This is a genomic window from Aureimonas sp. SK2 (assembly GCF_029813115.1).
GTDB lineage: Bacteria > Pseudomonadota > Alphaproteobacteria > Rhizobiales > Rhizobiaceae > Aureimonas.
Genome location: NZ_JAPZDS010000002.1, coordinates 266,000 through 281,603, shown reverse-complemented (window position 1 = coordinate 281,603; position 15,604 = coordinate 266,000). Strand labels below are relative to the sequence as shown.

General features: G+C 69.4%; 13 protein-coding genes. 4 read left to right on the top strand and 9 right to left on the bottom strand.

The genetic code is table 11. The annotated features are described in order from the left end of the window. Positions 1–52: 52 nt before the first annotated feature. Complete coding sequence (locus tag O5O54_RS03835) at positions 53–1,843, top strand: glycosyltransferase family 2 protein (RefSeq protein WP_279479045.1); 1,791 nt, start codon at positions 53–55, stop codon at positions 1,841–1,843. 24 nt (positions 1,844–1,867) lie between these two features. On the opposite strand, the gene O5O54_RS03830 is transcribed toward O5O54_RS03835, so the two are convergent. The 9 genes from O5O54_RS03830 to O5O54_RS03790 all read right to left on the bottom strand — a co-directional run bounded on the left by O5O54_RS03830 (position 1,868) and on the right by O5O54_RS03790 (position 13,224). Next, entirely contained in the window at positions 1,868–2,125 is a 258-nt protein-coding gene (locus tag O5O54_RS03830) for a DUF2188 domain-containing protein (RefSeq protein WP_279479044.1), read from the bottom strand. A 64-nt stretch (positions 2,126–2,189) separates the two neighbouring features. Further along, a complete protein-coding gene (locus O5O54_RS03825; RefSeq protein WP_279479043.1) occupies positions 2,190–3,107 on the bottom strand; it encodes a sulfatase-like hydrolase/transferase in 918 nt (305 codons plus the stop codon). Positions 3,108–3,204: 97 nt separating this feature from the next. Beyond that, on the bottom strand, positions 3,205–4,827 hold the full coding sequence (locus tag O5O54_RS03820) for a calcium-binding protein (protein WP_279479042.1): 1,623 nt from the start codon (positions 4,825–4,827) through the stop codon (positions 3,205–3,207). 575 nt (positions 4,828–5,402) lie between these two features. Continuing rightward, the gene (locus tag O5O54_RS03815) at positions 5,403–5,639 is read right to left on the bottom strand and encodes a hypothetical protein (RefSeq protein ID WP_279479041.1); all 237 of its coding nucleotides are present in this window, start codon (positions 5,637–5,639) and stop codon (positions 5,403–5,405) included. Between the two features lie 393 nt (positions 5,640–6,032). Next, entirely contained in the window at positions 6,033–7,259 is a 1,227-nt protein-coding gene (locus O5O54_RS03810; RefSeq protein ID WP_279479040.1) for a DUF4167 domain-containing protein, read from the bottom strand. Positions 7,260–7,587: 328 nt separating this feature from the next. After that, positions 7,588–8,475, bottom strand: coding sequence for a peptide chain release factor N(5)-glutamine methyltransferase (gene prmC, locus O5O54_RS03805; RefSeq protein WP_279479039.1), 888 nt, complete (start codon positions 8,473–8,475; stop codon positions 7,588–7,590). Positions 8,476–8,481: 6 nt separating this feature from the next. Next, positions 8,482–9,555 carry a peptide chain release factor 1 gene (gene prfA / locus O5O54_RS03800; RefSeq protein WP_279479038.1) on the bottom strand — a complete coding sequence of 358 codons (1,074 nt, stop codon included), beginning with the start codon at positions 9,553–9,555 and terminating at the stop codon, positions 8,482–8,484. 57 nt (positions 9,556–9,612) lie between these two features. Beyond that, entirely contained in the window at positions 9,613–11,880 is a 2,268-nt protein-coding gene (gene ptsP / locus O5O54_RS03795; protein ID WP_279479037.1) for a phosphoenolpyruvate--protein phosphotransferase, read from the bottom strand. 90 nt (positions 11,881–11,970) lie between these two features. Beyond that, the gene (locus tag O5O54_RS03790) at positions 11,971–13,224 is read right to left on the bottom strand and encodes an aspartate kinase (protein ID WP_279479036.1); all 1,254 of its coding nucleotides are present in this window, start codon (positions 13,222–13,224) and stop codon (positions 11,971–11,973) included. A gap of 246 nt (positions 13,225–13,470) precedes the next feature. Between O5O54_RS03790 and ubiG the strand changes: the two genes are divergently transcribed. The 3 genes from ubiG to O5O54_RS03775 all read left to right on the top strand — a co-directional run bounded on the left by ubiG (position 13,471) and on the right by O5O54_RS03775 (position 15,552). Beyond that, positions 13,471–14,214, top strand: coding sequence for a bifunctional 2-polyprenyl-6-hydroxyphenol methylase/3-demethylubiquinol 3-O-methyltransferase UbiG (ubiG, locus tag O5O54_RS03785; RefSeq protein WP_279479035.1), 744 nt, complete (start codon positions 13,471–13,473; stop codon positions 14,212–14,214). Positions 14,215–14,316: 102 nt separating this feature from the next. Continuing rightward, complete coding sequence (locus O5O54_RS03780; RefSeq protein ID WP_279479034.1) at positions 14,317–14,793, top strand: hypothetical protein; 477 nt, start codon at positions 14,317–14,319, stop codon at positions 14,791–14,793. A gap of 276 nt (positions 14,794–15,069) precedes the next feature. Next, positions 15,070–15,552 (top strand): DNA starvation/stationary phase protection protein, encoded by a 483-nt coding sequence (locus O5O54_RS03775; protein ID WP_279479033.1) that lies wholly within the window; start codon positions 15,070–15,072, stop codon positions 15,550–15,552. Positions 15,553–15,604: the final 52 nt, after the last annotated feature.

Sequence of the window (15,604 nt, the reverse complement as noted above, 5' to 3'; positions counted from 1 at the left end):
GCGCGCTCCGTCGGCCGCATCCGAGACGCTTCCTGCGTTGCGTCGCGTGCTGATGTCTCTCGCGCTTTCCACGGACGATTTCGAGGACGCCTGCCGGGAGGCCGAGCGGAACGGGTCGAGCGTGGACGAGGAACTCGTCGCGGCCGGCCTGACGTCGGAGGAGCGGCTGGCCGAGGCCATGGGCGCCGTCCTCGGCCTGCGGTCCGAGCCGATCGCTCTTGGCGCCTCGCTGCTGCGCGACGGACGCGGTGCTCTCGACGCGTCCGAACGGCATGCCAAGACCTGCGACGGGGCGATGCGCCCCCGCCTCTATCTCGCCCCGCGTCTCGACCGCCTCGGCAGCCTTCGGGAGCGCGTCGCCCGTTCTCCCGAACTCGCCGCGACGCTGCGGGTCACGACGCGCCGGGAGATCGCGTCCGCACGCCGGCGGGCGGACGCGGCCGAGCGCTCGACGCGCGCCCGCCTCAGCCTGGCGGCGGACCACAACCGCTGGTCCGCGCGCGAGGTGCTGACCGCAGGCCAGGCGGCGGTGGCCGTTCTTCTGCTCGTCGCGCTCGCCCATGCCTGGTTCGCCGTGCCGCACCTGTTCTGGCCGGCGGCCCACGGGACGGCGAGCCTTTGCGCCTTCGGCTTCACGCTGTTCCGCCTGCGCGTGCTGATCGGCGCCGCCGCCCTCCCCTCGCCGGCGCGCGTCGCGGTGGCGGGAAGCGCGGACACCGCGCTGCCCATCTATTCCGTGCTCGTCGCCCTCCATCGGGAGGCCGCGATGGCCGAGCCGCTGGCGCGCGCCATGGCGGCGCTCGACTGGCCGCGCTCCCGCCTCGAAGTCTTCTTCGTCTGCGAGGCCAACGACCCGGACACGATCGCCGCCGTCGAGAGGGCCATCCGGAACGAGCCGAACTTCTCGGTGATCGCGACGCCGCGCACCGACCCGACCACCAAGCCCAAGGCGCTGAACTTCGCCCTGCCGCTGACGCGCGGCGAATATGTCGTGCTGTTCGACGCCGAGGACCGCCCCGATCCGGGGCAGCTCCGCGCGGCCCATGCCGCCTTCCGGGCCGCGCCGCCGCGCCTTGCCTGCCTCCAGGCGCCGCTCGTCATCCGCAATGCCGCGAACGGCTGGCTGGAGACCCTCTTCGCGCTGGAATACGCGGTCCTGTTCCGGGCCATCCTGCCTTGGCTCGCGCGTCGCGGCCTGCCCTTGCCGCTCGGCGGCACGTCCAACCATTTCCGCCGGGCGGCGCTGGTGGAAGCGGGCGGCTGGGACAGCCACAACGTCGCGGAGGACGCCGACCTCGGCATCCGCCTGTCGCGCCTCGGCTACCGCATCGGTACGATCGGCTGCCCGACCTCCGAGATCGCGCCCGCGCGCTTCATCGACTGGCGCAATCAGCGCACGCGCTGGATCAAGGGCTGGTGCCAGACATCGCTCGTCCACATGCGCGACCCGCGCCTCGCCTGGCGGCAGCTCGGGCCGAGGGCCTTCCTGACCTTCCAGATCCTGTTCGGCGGCATGATCGCGGCGAGCCTGATGCACATCGTCTTCGCCGCGCATCTCGCGACGGCGATCTACGCCTATCTCGCCCGTGACGAAGTCCGCATCTCAGCCGGCATTCTCGCCGCGCTGGACCTCTTCAACATCGTCTTCGCCTATGCCGTCTTCATCCTGACGGCGCGGCTGGTCGCCAACGACGCGGAGCGTCCGCTCCTGCGCCGTCTCTGGTCCCTCTGGTTCTACTGGCTGATCGTGAGCCTCGCCGGCATCCGCGCGATCGGCCAGTTGTTCCACGCCCCGCACAAATGGGAGAAGACCCCGCATCGCGAGCCCGGCACGGACGCCTGACGGCGCCCCGCGCCGGCGCGCCGGTCAGGAGCGGGCGGCGTCCCCGTCCACGACGTCGGCATGCGGGCGGTCGTCGCCGCGCGCGATTTCCTCGTGCCAGACGCCGCTGCCGTCCTGGTACTGGATGCCCGCCGTCTCGCCCGCCAGTTCCTGGCGCGCCGAGGCGTCGCGCGCCGCGGCCAGGGCCCGGTCATGCGTCGGGAAGGTCTCGGAAAACACGTCCCCAACCTTGTAGGCCCAGCCGCCGTCGTGCTCGACGATCTTGTAGTGGATATCGGACATCGCTCGCCCTCCTTCGTTTCGAGGCGTCTCGATCGCCCCGGAGAGGAAGAACGTGCGGTTCGCCTCAGCCGTTCCAGCGCGAGGCGGTGCGGGCGTGGACGGGGCACGCTTCGCCGGCACCGAGGCCACCGAGCAGGCGGCGGGCTGCGGCGCGCCAGGGCGAGGCCTGCCGTGCCGGCGTCTCGCGCGCCACGGGGTGGCCCTTGTAGCGGATGAGCAGGGGCACGGTGGTCGTCATGGGATGGGCGATGCCGTGTTCCCACAACCCGTCCTCGCCCCAGCAGTCGCCGTGGTCGCCGCACACGATCACCGTGCCGTCGCGATGGCGCTCCAGAAGGGGCGCCAGCAGGCCGTCGACGAATTCGAGGCAGGCTCGCTGCCGGCGCGCGCATTCGGCGGCGCGGTCCCGGTCCTGGAACGGCAGGCAGGGATTGTCATCCGGCGACCAGTCGGCGCCCTCGAACCAGTAGGGCACGTGCGTTTCGCCGACATTCACGAAGGTGAAGGTGTCGCCGCTCGCCCGGTCGAGCCGGCGCGACACCCATTCCATCTGCTTTCGCAGATAGTAGGCGCCGGCATAGTGGAAGTGGTCGAAGCTGCGGCTGAGGTGGACGCCGGTCGGCGTCGCGGGGTCGAACCAGCCCATGGCGGCGGTTCCGATGGTCGTATAGCCGAGGTTGCGGAAGCCTTCGATGATGTTGGAGCCGGACAGGGCGTAGCCCTCGGTGCCTTTGCCGGCAAAGCCAGCACCCGCGATCTTGAAGAGCTTGCCGAATTTGGGGTCGAGCAGCGGCTGCGCGGCACCGGGAATGCCGGGGGTGAAGCCGACGAACATCGCCGAATGCGACCCATAGGTGAAATAGCTCGGCGACTGCGCCTTGTGCAGCGGCGCCAGCGCCTTGATGTTGGGTGCCGCAGCGTTCGCGAACGTGTCGTAGCGGCAGGAATCGAGGGTGACGAAGAGGACGCGATCGGCGCTCATGGCATGACCCTGGAAAGATGACGGATGGGGGCGGCCGGAAGCCGCCCCTCCTTGTCGTCGGACCGGCCCGCGAGGGCCGGCCCGTCCTGGTCTCGGATCAGGAGTAGTAGTTGCTGCCCACGAACACGTCGGCATCGGCCGAGCCGGTGTAGCCGGTGATCTCGACGACCTGGGTGGCACCGTGGTTGTCGTAGACCAGGTAGGAGCCGGCGAGGTTGCCACTGGTCACCGTCACGAGGGCCGCCGTGCCGTCGCCGACGCCGCCCGCCAGGTTGACGATGCCGTCGAAGTTGTTGGCGGTGCCCGACGCGCTGCGGAGCGTGTCGACCGTGTCGCCGGCGATCCTGTCCTCGTCGAAGTCGAAGTCGGTGATGCGCACGAACGCGCCGATCTCGCGCGTGTCGTCCTCGCGAGCGTAGATGTCGAAGAGATCGGAGTCGCGACCGCCCGTCAGCTCGACGAACTGCGGGAACTCGCCCTGAACGTCGTTCTGGTTGTAGAGGTAGAACGTGTCGTTGCCCGCGCCGCCGAAGACCGACGCGCTGCCCGAACCGTAGACGTAGAGAATGTCGTCGCCGCCGTTGCCGAAGACCTGGACCGAGGCCGTGTCGCCGAGGTTGACTTCGACATAGTCGGCGCCGTCGGTCGGATCGGCGGTGCCGTTGCCGCCATAGATCGACACGTCCTGCCCGTTGACGCGGACGTCGATATAGTCCGTGCCGAGGCCGCCGGCCACGGTGCTGTTGGAGGCGAGGCCGTAGGTCGGGTAGTTCCAGTAGTCGGAGACCAGGACGTCGTCGCCGCCGGACGAGGAATCGGTGTAGTCTCCGTAGGCGTAGATCGTGTCGTTGCCCTGGCCGCCGAAGATCCCTGCCTTGACGTCGCTGTTCTCGCCGTAGAGGGAAATGTAGTCCGCGCCGCCGTTGCCGTAGATCGAAGCCGTCGGGTCGGTCGTCAGGAAGCCGTCCTTGTAGACGTCGGCATAGATCGTGTCGTTGCCGTCCTGCGCGCTGTCCGTGCCGTTCCCGCCGTAGATGGTGACGGAGTTGGTCGCGTCGATCGAGATGTAGTCGGTCTGGAGCCCGCCGATCACGGTGCTGCCGGTGCCGACGTCGCCGTAGATGTCGTCGTTGCCCTGGCCGCCGTGGATGTAGAACTTGGAGGTGAGGTCGCCGGCGATCGAGCGGTTCGTGGCGTCCGCGTAAATCGTGTCGTTGCCGCCGTTTCCGTAGATGGTGGCGGAGGAGTTGACGTCCAGGTTCGCGACGATCAGATCGCCCTGATCGGAGACGTCGTTGCTCTCGGCGCCGCCGAAGACCGTCACCGAGCCGGTGAAGACGCCGCCGAAGCCCGAGCCGCTCTCGCGGCTCTCGGTGTAGCCGCCGACATAGATCTCGTCCTGCCCCTGGCCGCCGACGGCCAGAGCCTTGACGCCGAGCGCCGGCTCGGTGGTGGAAGCGGCAACGCCGGTGACGTAGATGTCGTCGTTGCCCTGGCCGCCGTAGAGCTTGTCCGAGCCGCCGTTGCCGAGGATCGTGTCGTCGCCGGTGTTGCCGTAGATCTCGTCGGCATTGGTGCTGCCGTAGATCCGGTCGAAGCCCGAATTGCCGAACGCGACGATGCTTTCCGCCACGCTGAACGGGTTCGTGCGCAGGCCGACGGGGCTGCCGGCACTGTTGATGGTGTCGTTGCCGATCGTGCCGTTGATGGTAGTCGCCATGATATCTCCTGGGCGCTCGTTATGGTTGCACCCGTTTGGGCCGCAACGCTCGGCCATCCGCCTCGGGCAGATCGCCAATTGCAATCACAGGTAGAGTCTATGGCTGGATTTCGCGCGGCTGGCAATGGCGCCTCACAGGCCGAACAACCTACCGACGGTTGTGTTGCCTATCCGCAATACCCGCGAAGGCCGCAGAACATAGTGCCTGCTGAAGCCGCAGCTTGCAGATCGGCAGGCGGCGGCCGCCAGGAGCTGAGGATTCCGCACGAGGGCGAGCTCCGGCCAAGGACGTCGCGGTGCCGGGCCCCAAGGGAGCACTCATGGGTTGCATGGGCGACCATGCTTCGGCGCATGGATACCATGGCGGAAGCTCTACTTACGATTGCGCATTCCCTCCCGCGCACGGTACCGACGAAGGGCGCCCGGGACTAGGAGGTCTGAAATCATCGCCTCGCGCGCCGTGTCGACGCGGATTGCGCAGCTCGGGCGCGCGATGCCCCACCCTTCAGGCGCGGGGATGAAGGTCTGCATCGTCGATCCCTCCGCGCCGCTTTCGCCACGGAGGGACAAGTCCGTCAGTCGTCGCCGTCGCTTCCCAGCTCGATCTCGGCGATCGCGTAGTCGATCATGCCGGCGATGGCGCTGTGGTCGCGCCGCAGGAGTTCTCGTGCGAGCGACAGGAGATAGATCGCGGCGCGCTCGTCGACGTCGCGCGAGGAGGAACCGGTGTCGGGGGCTCCGCGCCCATTGTGTCCAGGTCCCACCGCCGCGAAGGCGTCGGCGCCCCATCCGAACCTCGACCCGGTCGACATCGAACCGTCTCCTCCAGCCAGCAATTCATTGCCGAGAAATAGATCGCGTGCGACGTTTGGCGTCGACGCCGCTTCTTCGGTCATCATAGAAAAACGCACTCCTCTGTCGCTCCTGCAGAACAACAATAGGTTGCGTCATATTAGAAATGCAACCATTTCGTGAGAGTTCCGCAGGGTCATTCAATCACGAGATAAAACCGGTGTCCTCCGCGCCACATCCGCGTTCTCCGACATGACGAGCAGGCGGCGTTGCCTGCAGACAGGCGGCCGCCTCGCATGCCGCCGCCGTGCCATGCGTCGGGACGGATCGATCTCCGACCGAGCGAAAAAAAGGGCCCGGCACATGGCGTGCCGGACCCTTGAAGGATTCGATCGAGGCGTGGATCCCGCCGATCAGTTGTCCGTGGTCAGGAGGGCGGGCGCGCGATCCGCATCGGCCTCCCCATCGTCCTTCTTGCGACGCGGCTTGGCGACCCGCCGCTTCGGTGCCGCCTCGCCCTCGGCTGCGACGGGCGCCTCGGCGATGTCCGCCGCGACCTTGGGGGTCCGGCGGCGCGCCGGTGCGGGTGCCGGCTCCGCCAAGGGGGCCGGAGCTTCGGCTTCGGGCGCGGGCGGAGCGGCCACGGGCGCGGACGCCTCGCCGCCCTCGGTGGTTTCGCGGCGGCGACGACCGCGGCCGCGCGCTTCCGAAGCCCTGCCCTCGGCCTCGATGCCCAGCGGCGCGTCGGGCGTCACGGCATGCGCCGGCGCCTCGGACACCGGCTCGGAGACACCGGCTGCGGCCACTTCCGTCGGACGATCCGGGCGCTCGGCCACGGTCTCGTCACGCTCTTCGCCGGCCGGGCGCTGGCGCCCGAAGCGCTCCTCGAAGCGACGCTCGCCCGAGCGATCGTTGAAACGCGAGCGGTCCCGGCGGTTCTCGCGCCGGCCGCCCTCGAAGCGGCCGCCGTCCTGGCGGGGCGCAGTGCCTTCCTGGTCGAGATCCGGCCCCTGCACGAAGGGCTGCGGGCCGGTGCCGGGCTGGCGGTTGTCGCGGTTGTCGCGCTCGCGCCGGTCGTCGCGGTTCTGGCCGTCGCGATTGTCGCGCGCGAAGCCCTCGCGGTTTCCGAACGGGCGGTCGCCGCGGTTCTCGCGATTGTCGCGGCGCTCGCCGCGCGGGTTCTGACCGTCGCGGAAATTCTGCCGGTCGCCGCCGTGGCGCTCTCCGCCCTGCGGGCGGTCGCCGTTCTGGTGGCGCTCGCCGTTGAAGCCGTTCTGCGGGCGCTCCTGGCCGCCGGCGAAGGGCTGGCCCATCTCGGGACCCTGGCCCTCGTCGTCGCCGTCCTCGTCGAAGTCGGAATAGTCGCGCTCGGGCTGGCTCGGCTGGAACTGGCCCATGGCGGCGGCGACGATGCGGCCGTAGTGCTCGGCGTGCTGGAGGTAGTTCTCCGCCATGACCCGGTCGCCGGCGGCCGCGGCGTCGCGCGCCAGCGTCGTGTACTTGTCGGCGATGTGCTGGGCCGTGCCGCGGATCTTCACGTCGGGGCCGTTGGACTCGAAGCTCCGCGACATCGGATTGGGGCCCTTGCGCCCGCCGCGTCCGCGCATGCGCTTGTTCTGCTGCTGCTGTCCTGGCCTCATGCTCATCCTGTTTTCTGGATCATCCGGCATGCCGCCGGTTCTTCCTCTCGTTGCGAGCGCGATCCCGTCGCCCCGCAGGGAATTGTCTGGCATCCGGCGGCCGATATCCGAGGATCCGGCTGGCGCTGCCCTGCATGGAAGTTTTCTGTCCGGCGCGGCCTCGTCCCTTGCCGACTTGCCGGATGGGGCGACCGCTTTCGAGCATCCCGCGCGGGACGCATTCCGAAGCAGCGTCGGGGGCGCTACCCCGCTACATCCGCCTTTGCCCGGAAACAGTAATGATTCGCCCCCCGCCCCACAAGGGGCAAAGGAGCCCAACCTTCGGAAATCACGCGGTTTCGTTAAGGTTTGCCCCAGCTCTGTCGCGTCGGAACCACAGGGCGCGCACGATGCCCGCGAGATCGGGACGCGCCTCGATCGGCGAAAAGCCCGCCCCTTTCGCCAGCGCGGCGACGTCGGCTTCCTGGCCGCGACCGATCTCGAACAGGAGATCGCCGCCGGGGGCGAGACACGACGCGGCTTCCCGCGTGAGAGCGCGATAGGCGTCGAGCCCGTCGGCCCCGCCGTCGAGCGCAAGGGCCGGGTCGAAGCGGCGCACGCCTGGGTCGAGCCCGGCGAGATCGCCGGTCGGAATGTAGGGCGGGTTGGAGACGACGGCGTCGAGCGCCTTGCCCAAGGCGGAGAGATAGTCCGCCCTCACGGGGAGAAAACGGTCGCCGACGCCCGCGGCCGCCGCGTTCCGGGCCGCCGTCGCCAGCGCCCCTTCCGACAGGTCGATCGCGACGCACCGGCTTTCGGGGAAGCGAGCGAGGAGGCTGACGGCGATCGCCCCTGTCCCCGTGCCGACATCCGCGAACAGGATCGACGCATCGCCGCGCCGCGCGAAGGCCTCGGCGGCAAGGTCCACCAGCGTCTCGGTGTCCGGCCGGGGCTCCAGCGTTTCGGGCGACAGGGCGAACTCGTGCTCGCCAAAGGCGCGGTGGCCGAGGATGCGGTGCACCGGCTCGGCCTCCAGCCGCCGCGCGACCATCGCCTCGACATGTGTGAGCCTCTCCGGAGAAACGGCGTCGCCCGCCCGCAGGATCAGCCCGGCGGCGTCGAGCCCGAGGGCGGCGCCGACCAGCAGGCGCGCATCGAGATCGGCCTCCTCGATGCCGGCCGCGCGCAGGCGGGCGCGCATGTCCGTCAGAAGCGTACCGACGCGCGTCGGTGCCACGGGGCGTCAGTCGCCCATGGCGGCCAGGCGCGCCGCCTGATCGTCGGCCACCAGCGCCTCGACCAGCTCGTCGAGATCGCCCTCGATCACCCGGTCGAGCTTGTAGAGCGTCAGGTTGATGCGGTGGTCGGTGACGCGCCCCTGCGGGAAGTTGTAGGTGCGGATGCGCTCGGACCGGTCGCCGGAGCCCACCTGCGCCCGCCGGTCGGCCGAGCGCTCGGCGTCGAGGCGCGAGCGCTCCATGTCGAAGAGGCGCGCGCGCAGGACCTGCATGGCGCGGGCGCGGTTCTGGTGCTGCGACTTCTCCGACGAGGTCACGACGATGCCGGTCGGCAGATGGGTGATGCGCACGGCCGAGTCGGTCGTGTTGACGTGCTGGCCGCCGGCGCCGGACGAGCGCATCGTGTCGATGCGGATGTCCTCGTTGCGGATGGCGATGTCGACCTCCTCCGCCTCCGGCAGCACGGCGACCGTGGCGGCGGACGTGTGGATGCGGCCCGACGATTCGGTCGCCGGCACGCGCTGCACGCGATGCACGCCCGATTCGAACTTGAGGCGCGAGAAGACGCCCTGGCCCGTGACGGAGGCGACGACCTCGCGGTAGCCGCCGGCCTCCCCTTCCGAGGCCTCCATCACCTCCACCCGCCAGCCGCGCCCCTCGGCATAGCGTTGGTACATGCGGAAGAGGTCGCCTGCGAAGAGGCCGGCCTCCGAGCCGCCGGTTCCGGCACGGATTTCGAGGATCGCGCCCTTGGCGTCCGCCGCATCCTTGGGCAGGAGCAGGATCAGAAGCTCCTTGCCGAGCGTCTCCAGGCGCTCCTCGACCTCGCCGATCTCGGCGCTGGCGAGATCGCGCATCTCGCGGTCGGCGCCGGGATCGGCCAGCATCTCCTTCAGGTCCGCAAGCTCGCTCTCGGCCGCGCGATAGGCCCGGATGCCGGCGACGACGTCCTCCAGCCCCGCATATTCGGCGGCGAGCCGCGCATAGGTCTCGTGGTCGGGGCCGGATGCCATTTCCGACGACAGTTGATCCGAGCGCCGGAGGATCTCGGTCATGGTGTCGGCGGGAAGAATGGCCATGCGGGGACGTGTCCGGTGCGGGCGCATGCGGACCCTCCGGTCCGGTCGCGCGCCTCCTTAGAGGGGGATGGCGTGTGCCTGCGCGTAGGCTTCCAGCATCTGCCGGAAGGTCTGGCGCGGGTGACGCTCGGCGAGATGGGCGGTGATCGCGCGGTGCAGGTCCTCGGCATCGAGTTCGAGCAGCATCGCCTTCACCGGCCCGATCGCCGACGAGGTCATGGATATGGACCGGAAGCCGAGGCCGATCAACGCCATGGCCGACAAGGGGCGCCCCGCCATCTCGCCGCAGAGGGTGACGGAGACCGAGTGGCGCTGGCCGGCGTCGAGAATCTCGCGCAACGCCCGCATGAAGGGCGTCGACAGGTCGTCGAAGCGGCTGGAGATCTGCGCATTGCCCCGGTCCACCGCGCAGAAGAACTGGAACAGGTCGTTGGAGCCGATCGAGACGAAGTCCACGAGCTGCATCAGCTCGTCGAGCTGGAACAGGAGCGAGGGGACCTCGATCATCGCGCCGAGCTTGAGGCGCCGCGGCATGGCGTGGGCGAAGCGCGTGAGGTGCTTGAACTCGCGGCTGATCAGGTCGCGCGCCTGGCGCAGTTCCTCGAGGTCGGTGACCATCGGGAACATGACGCGCAGCTCGCGGCCCGCCGAGGCCTTGAGAAGCGCGCGCAGCTGCGTGCGCATCAGGCCCGGTCGGTCGAGCGCGAGGCGCAGCGCGCGGTAGCCGAGCGCCGGGTTCTCCTCCGGGCTCTGGTGGAGGTAGGGCAGCACCTTGTCGCCGCCGACATCCAGCGTGCGGAACGTCACCGGCTTGCCGTCGGCCGCATCCAGCACCGCCGAATACAGGCGCTCCTGGTCGCTGGTCTTGGGCATGGTCGAGGCGATCATGAACTGCAGCTCGGTGCGGAACAGGCCGATGCCCGCCGCGCCCGCCGCCTCGACCTGAGGCAGATCGACGAGGAGGCCCGCGTTCATGAGGAGCGCCACGTCCTGGCCGTCGCGCGTGCGGGCCGGCGTGTCGCGCAGCGCCTGGAAGCGCTGCTGGCGCTTGGCGCGGAACTGGACGCGCTCGACGAAGACCTTCTCGACGTCGGCGGGCGGGCGCAGGTGCACCGCCCCCTCCTCGCCGTCGACGATGATGGCGTCGCCCTTCTCGGCCATGGACACGGCGCCCTTGGCCTGGCCGACGACCGGGATGCCGAGCGCGCGCGCCACGATCACGACATGGCTCGTCGCGCCGCCCTCTTCCAGCACGAGGCCCCGGATCTGCTCGCGCCGGTAGTCCAGAAGCTCGGCCGCGCCCATGGAGCGCGCGACGATCACCGCGTCGCCCGAAACGCCGTCGCCGAACAGGTCGCCCGCCCGGCCCATCAGCTGGCGCAGGAGGCGGTTGGCGAGATCGTCGAAATCGTGCAGCCGCTCGCGCAGGAACGGGTCCGAGGCGTGCATCATGCGCGCGCGCATGTCGTTCTGCACCTTTTCCACCGAGGCCTCGGCGGTCAGGCCGTTGCGCACGGCCTCCTCCAGCCGGCGCACCCAGCCGCGGTCGTGGGCGAACATGCGATAGGCCTCGAGCACGGCGCGGTGCTCGCCCTCGGCCGCCATGTCGCGACGCTGGAGCATGTCCTCGATCGAGATCCGCAAGGAGGACAGCGCCTTTTCCAGGCGCGCGACCTCGGCCTCGGCGTCCTCGTTGAAGAGGTTGGTGACGACGACGCGCGGCTCGTGGAGAATCACGTGGCCGAGCCCGATGCCGTCGGCCAGCGCCAGGCCCTCGAAATGGACGGGGCGGGACAGGTCGAGCACGACGCCCGGCCGCGACAAGCCCTCCAGGCTGCCCGCCGCGATCATCTCGGCCACCACCATGGCGACCGTCTCCAGCGCCTCCGTCTCCTCGTCGCGGTAGACGCGCTTCTCCTTGTTCTGGACGACGAGCACGCCGAGCGTGCGGCCGGCGCGCAGGATCGGCACGCCCATGAAGGAGTAGAAGATCTCCTCGCCGGTCTCCGGCAGGTAGGTGAAGGCCGGATGCTTCTGCGCGTCCTGGAGGTTGAGCGCGCGGGCGGTGGCGGCGATCGTGCCCACCAGCCCTTCGCCGAGGCGCAGTTGGGCCAAGTGCACCGAGCCCGGATTGAGCCCCTGCGTCGCGTAGAGTTCGAGAATGCCGTCGGCGCGCAGCACGTAGAGCGAGCAGACTTCGGCCACCATGTTGGCCGCGATCTGGCGCACGATCTCGTCGAGACGCGCTTGCGGCTCGAGCGGCTCGGCCATCAGTTCCCTGATCCGGCGCAGGAGTGTGCGCGGTCCCGAGGAGTCGCTTCGCATCAGGCACGTCTTCCGCAGGTCAGCGATCGGTTCCGGCCCGGCGGCGAGCCGGGCCGAACGGCGTCGGGGCGCTGGGCAGCGCCCCTCCCGTCAAGCTTTGTCGAGACCGTAGACGGAATGCAAGGTCCGCACGGCGAGTTCGGTGTACTCGCCGTCGATCAGGATGGAGATCTTGATCTCCGAGGTGGTGATGGCGCGGATGTTGATGCCCCGTCCCGCCAGCGCCTTGAAGGCCGTGGCGGCGACGCCGGTGTGCGAGCGCATGCCGATGCCAATCACGGAAACCTTGGTGAGGCCGCGCTCGGACTGCACCACGTCGAAGCGCATGGCGGACTTCGCGCCCTCGATCACCTGCGTGGCCTTGGCGAGATCGCCCGCCGGCACGGTGAAGGTCATGTCGGTCCGCGTGCCGTCCTCGGAGACGTTCTGCACGATCATGTCGACGTTGACGCCGGCATCCGCCAGCGGCCCGAAGATGGCCGCGGCCACGCCCGGCTGGTCCTCGACGCGGCGCAGCGAAATCTGCGCCTCGTCCTTGGCGTAGGCGATGCCGGTGACGACCTGCTGTTCCACGATTTCATCCTCGTCGCAAATAAGGGTCCCCGGAGGGTTCAGGAAGTCGCCCATGCCCGGTGCGTCCGGGTCCTCGAAGGAGGAGCGCACGAAGGTTCGCACCTTGTGGACCATGGCGAGCTCGACCGAGCGCACCTGGAGCACCTTGGCGCCGAGCGAGGCCATTTCGAGCATTTCCTCGAAGGAAACGCGGGCCATGCGCCGGGCCTTCGGCTCGATGCGCGGGTCGGTGGTGTAGACGCCGTCGACGTCGGTATAGATGTCGCAGCGGTCGGCCTTGAGGGCGGCCGCGACCGCGACGGCGGAAGTATCGGAGCCGCCGCGCCCGAGCGTCGCGATGCGGTTGTCGGGCGCCAGCCCCTGGAAGCCGGCGATCACGGCGACCTGCCCCTCGCCGAAGCGGCGCACGATCTCGGACCCGTCGATCTCCTGGATGCGCGCCGAGGCATGGGCGCCATCGGTGCGGATCGGGATCTGCCAGCCCTGCCAGGAGCGGGCGTTGATGCCCATGCTCTGGAGCGTGATCGCGAGGAGCCCGGCCGTGACCTGCTCTCCGCTCGCCACCACGGCGTCGTACTCGCGCGCGTCGTGCATGGGCGACGCCTGCGTGCACCAGCCGACCAGCTCGTTGGTCTTGCCCGACATGGCGGACACCACCACGGCGACCTGGTGCCCGGCGTCCACCTCGCGTTTGACGTGGCGCGCGACGTTCCGGATCCGGTCGATGTCGGCGACGGAGGTGCCGCCGAATTTGAGAACGAGACGCGCCATGAGGTCGATGCCTGCGGGGCCGCCCGCTCAAGGTCCGCGCGGGGGCCCGTCCATTCTGGAGGGAACACGAGCGCCCGCGCGCCCGCGCTCTTGCGAGCGGCGCGGCAGGCGGCCCCGGTTAGCCGAAGCGGGGGGCGAGCGCAAGGCGAGGCGTGCCACCCCGTCGCGCCAACCCGCCGCGCTTGACTTCCGGGTGTCGGGCGGAACATGCCGGGCAAAGGGTCTTTTGAGCAACGGATGGGCGCCATGAGCGAGGCACGGCAGACGACGATCGACGCCGGCGAGGTGGAGCGGTTCTCGAAGCTCGCAGCCGAATGGTGGAACCCGCGCGGCAAGTTCAAGCCGCTGCACAAGTTCAACCCGGTGCGCCTGGCCTATATCCGCGAGCAGGTGGGTCTCAACTTCGGCCGCGACCTCCATTCCCTGAAGCCCTTCGAGGGCCTGCGCATGCTGGACATCGGCTGCGGCGGCGGGCTGATCGCCGAGCCGTTGGCCCGTCTCGGGGCCGAGGTCGTCGGCGCCGATGCCTCCGCCACCAATATCGAGGTGGCCAAGCTGCATGCGGCGGAAAGCGGCGTGTCCGTCGACTACCGCGCCGAAACGGCCGAGGCCCTCCTTGATGCCGGCGAGCGCTTCGACGTGGTTCTGGCGCTGGAGGTGGTCGAGCACGTGTCGGACGTGAATTACTTCCTGACCTCCGCCGCGCGCATGGTGAAGCCGGGCGGGCTCCTCTTCGTCGCCACCATCAACCGCACGATGAAGGCGCTGACCTTTGCCATCGTCGGCGCCGAATACGTGCTGGGCTGGCTGCCCAAGGGCACGCACGAATATGCCAAGCTTGTGCGCCCCGGCGAGATCGATACCCCGCTTGTGGCCGAGGGCCTGTCACGCATCGACGAGACCGGCGTCGTCTACCATCCGCTCGCCGACGAATGGCGCCGCTCCCGCGACATGGACGTCAACTACATGGTCCTCTACCGCCGCCCGTGACCCCCTTCCGGTCGACGGAGCGATCTGATAGGGAATGCTTCCGTTGAAAGTCAGGTTTGATGTCGCCGGGCTCCCGAGCCCGGTGAAGGCCGGGAATTCTCGATGTCTGCATCCCTCGCACGGCTTGTCCCCCTTTCCGGCGACGATCGCCGGGTCGTCGCCTTTCCGCACTGCCCGACCGCCGAACGGATCAACGCCGCCCGCAGCCTGACCGACGGGCAGCGGCTCGATCTGGAACGCCTTCGCTGGCTGGCGCTGCGCGCCCAGCTCGCGCCCCGCGCCGACCTGGAGCGCGCCTGCTACGTCCTGGCCGGCCAGCCGACCGCCTCGCTCGACCGCCTCGCCACCGTGTTCTTCCGGGGCCTGGCCGAGCGCGCTTCGTCCGAGATGGTGATCTATCGCCCGGGCGCCGCTTCCGTCAGCGACGACGAATGCTGGCTGCTGCGCCTCGTGGCGGCCTGCCGCGACGGACGGGATGCCGCGGCGGGCGCGCTCGTCGCCTGGCGCGTCGCCCCGTCCGCGCGCCGCTGGATGCGCTTCCTTTCCGCCGCCATGGTCCGCGCGCTGGACGCTGCCTGACGCGTCGGCGCCGCGCGCCCGGCGCCTTGCCCGCCACTACGCCCCTCTCCTGCCTTCGCGACCCTTTCAACCCGAAGACCGCGGTCCGCACCATTTGTTTGCCGTCAAACTATCGGAGGCGAGAGGGCTGTATGCACAGAGCTAGTTTAGAATGATTCAAAAGAGGCTTGAAACGGCGGAGCGGACCGTCTAGTTTGGAATCATTCCAAATCGCCTTGACGCAGGACGCCAAGGCCTCAGATTGCCAACCGAACCTTCGTCCAAAGGAGAACACCCATGGGTCTCGTCGCAGCCAAGATCGAGCCGAGCGCCAAGGAAGAGATCGTCAACGGCCTGACGCAGGCCCTTGCCGAGACCGCCGTCGAGACGCTCAAGGCGCAGAACTTCCACTGGAACGTGACCGGCATGAGCTTCGGCTCGCTGCACGAGCTTTTCCAGGAGATCTACGAGGACCATTTCGAGGCGCAGGACATGCTGGCCGAGCGCATCAAGGCGTTCGACGCCCATGCCGAAGGCCGCTACTCCCTCTATCTCGAGCGCTCGGCCGTCGAGGAGCATGACGGCCGCACCGACGCCAAGACCATGATCGAGGTCCTGATGAAGGACCAGGAGACCCTGTCCTCCACCCTGTCCTCGCTGGCGCAGGTCGCCGAGGAGCACGGCGACTGGGCGACCAACGACATGGCCACCGGCCGCATCGAGAAGCACGACAAGTTCGCCTGGATGCTGCGCGCCCACCTGAAGTCGACCGCCGCCTGAGCGATCGATCCGATTGACAACACAAAGGCCCGCCGGAGCGATCCGGCGGGCC